The organism is Mycobacterium sp. NPDC050551 (genome assembly GCF_040674075.1).
GTDB lineage: Bacteria > Actinomycetota > Actinomycetes > Mycobacteriales > Mycobacteriaceae > Mycobacterium.
Window position 1 is genome coordinate 1 of record NZ_JBFARC010000013.1, and the last position, 3,085, is coordinate 3,085.

At 67.5% G+C, this 3,085-nt stretch carries 1 protein-coding gene; it reads left to right on the top strand.

The genetic code is table 11. The features are described 5' to 3' along the window. Positions 1-3,085 (top strand): condensation domain-containing protein (locus AB0K11_RS27785; protein ID WP_364984868.1); only part of this gene is annotated, 3,085 nt, incomplete at both ends.

Genomic DNA, 3,085 nt, shown 5'->3' on the forward strand with positions numbered 1-3,085 from the left:
GATGTGGCGCGGGTGCGGGTGTTGTTGGGGGAGCGGTTGCCGTCCTACATGGTGCCGGTGGCGGTGGTGGTGTTGGATGCGTTGCCGGTGACGGTGAATGGGAAGTTGGATGTGCGGGGGTTGCCGGCGCCGGAGTTTGTGGGTGGTGGGCAGTTTCGTGCGCCGTCTTCGCCGGTGGAGGAGGTGTTGGCGGGGATTTTTGCGCAGGTGTTGGGGGTGGAGCGGGTCGGGGTGGATGATTCGTTTTTCGGTTTGGGTGGGGACAGTATTTTGTCGATGCAGGTGGCGGCGCGGGCGCGGTTGGCGGGGTTGGTTTTTCGGCCGCGGGATGTGTTCACTGAGCAGACGGTGGCGGGGTTGGCTCGGGTGGTGGGCGCCGGTGGTGGTGGTGCGGTGGTCGCTGATGAGGGTGTGGGGTCGGTGGTGGCGACGCCGATCATGCGGTGGTTGGCCGGTGTGGGTGGTCCGGTGGATCAGTTCAATCAGATGGTGGTGTTGCGGGCTCCGGTGGGGGTGGGCCGTGCTGATGTGGTGATGGTGTTGCAGGCGTTGGTGGATCGTCATGACATGTTGCGGTTGCGTGCGGGTGTGGATGGTCGTGGTGGGTGGGTGTTGGAGGTTCCGCCGGTGGGGTCGGTGGATGTGGGTGGGTGTGTGGTTGAGGTGCCGGTGTTATCGGATGCGATGGTGGTGGTGGCGCGGTCGCGGTTGAGTCCGGCGGCGGGGGTGATGGTGTCGGCGGTGTGGGTGCCGTCGTCGGGTCAGTTGGTGTTGATGGTGCATCATCTGGCGGTTGATGGGGTGTCGTGGCGGGTGTTGTTGGAGGACTTGAACATCGCGTGGGCTCAGCATTGTGGGGGGCAGCCGGTTGAGTTGCCTGCGGTGGGGACGTCGTTTCGGCGGTGGTCGCAGGTGTTGGCTGAGTACGCGGTTTCTGATGCGGTGGTGGGCACTGCGGATTCTTGGCGTGCGGTGCTGGGTGGGGTTGGGTCGGTGTTGCCTGCGGTGCGTCCGGTGTTGGATACCTATGTGACGGCGGGGTTGTCGTCGGTGCAGGTCGATGTCGAGACGACGCGGTTGTTGTTGGGTGAGGTGCCTGCGGCGTTTCATGCCGGGGTTCAGGATGTGTTGTTGATGGCGTTGGGGTTGGCGTTGGCGCAGTTCGCCGGTGTCGGGGGCGGGCCGGTGGGTGTTGAGGTGGAGGGCCACGGCCGGCACGAGGAGTTGGCGGCGGGGTTGGATTTGTCGCGCACGGTGGGGTGGTTCACCACGAAGTATCCGGTGTCGTTGGCCCCGGGTGCGGTGTCGTGGTCGCAGGTCGTTGCGGGGGGCCCGGAGTTGGGGGTGGTGCTCAAGGCGCTCAAGGAGCAGTTGCGGGCGGTGCCGCCGGGGGTGAGCTATGGGTTGTTGCGCTATGGCCATCCCGGGGTGGATCTGGGTGGGGCCGATCCGGTGGTGGGGTTCAACTATCTGGGTCGGCTCGGTGGTGGGGTGGAGCTTTCCGAGCAGATGTGGCGGGTGGATGCCGAGGGGGTGTCGGTCGGGGCGCAGGCGATGGTGTTGCCGTTGGAGTTGGCCCACACCGTGGAGGTCAACGCGGTGACGGTGGACACCGACGGCGGGCCGGTGTTGCGGGCGGATTGGACGTGGGCGCGGTTGTTGGTCGATGAGGCCGCGGTGGGTCGGCTCAGCGGGTTGTGGGTGGCGGCGTTGGCCGGTATCTGTGCTCATGTCGCGGCCGGTGGGGGTGGGTTGACCCCGTCGGATGTGGCGCCCGCGCGGGTCAGTCAGGCCCAGATCGATGAGTTGGGTCGGCGGGGCCGGGTCGCGGATGTGGTGCCGTTGACGCCGTTGCAGCAGGGGTTGGTGTTCCATGCCCTGGCCGCGCACACCCATCCTGCTGATGTCGAGCAGGTGTATGCGGTGCAGATGGGTTTCACCGTCGAGGGGGTGTTGGATGCTGATCGGCTCGCCGCGGCGGTGGCGGTGGTGGCCGGGCGGCACCCGCATCTGGTGGGCCGGTTCTGGGTGGGCTTCGACGAGCCGGTCGCGGTGATCCCCGCCGATCCGGTACCGGGATGGCGTTACGTCGACCTCACCACCGACCTCACCACCGACCCCACCGACCCCGCTGGGGGTGGGGAGGCGGTGGAGGGGGTGTGTGCTGCTGAGCGTGCCGCGGTCGGTGATGTGGCGTTCGCCCCGGCGTTTCGGGTGGCGTTGATCAAGACCGGGGTCGATCGGCACCGGTTGGTGTTGACCTGTCATCACGCGGTCATCGACGGGTGGTCGATGCCGATCCTGTTGCAGGAGATCTTCGCGTCCTATCTGGGGCATCGGCTGCCCGCCGCGGTGCCCTACCGGCGGTTCGTGTCGTGGCTGGCTGATCGTGATGTCGAGGCCGCCCGCGCGGCGTGGGCGGCGGTGTGGGCCGGGTTCGACACCCCCACCCTGGTCGCTGCGCCCGACCGGTTGGGGTTGGGGCCGCGGGCGATGACGGTGGTGGAACTCGACGAGCCCCACACCGCGGGGTTGGCCGAGTTGGCCCGCGCCGGGCAGACCACGGTCAACACGGTGTTGCAGGCCGGCTGGGCGGTGCTGCTGGCCGGGGTGACCGGGCGCGCCGATGTGGCGTTCGGGGCGGTGGTCGCCGGTCGTCCCGACGAGGTGCCCGGGGTGGAGTCGATGGTGGGACTGTTGATCAACACCATCGCGGTGCGGGCCCGTATCGACCCGGCCACCACGGTGGCCCAGTTACTGACCGCACTGGACACCCAACGCATCGACACCCTCGATCACCAGCACCTGGGACTGACCGAGATCCACCGCCTCACCGGCCATCAGCAGTTGTTCGACACCGTGCTGGTCTATGAGAACTACCCCGCCGACACCGCCACCCACACCAGCCTCGAGGGGCTGACCATCAGCGATGCCAGCGTGCGCGACTACTACCACTATCCCCTTGTCGTGCAGGCCATCCCCGGCCCACGACTGCGACTACTGATCCAATACCGCACCGAGGTGTTCACCACCCACACCATCGAGGCCCTCACCACCGCGCTGCAACACATCCTCACCGCGATGA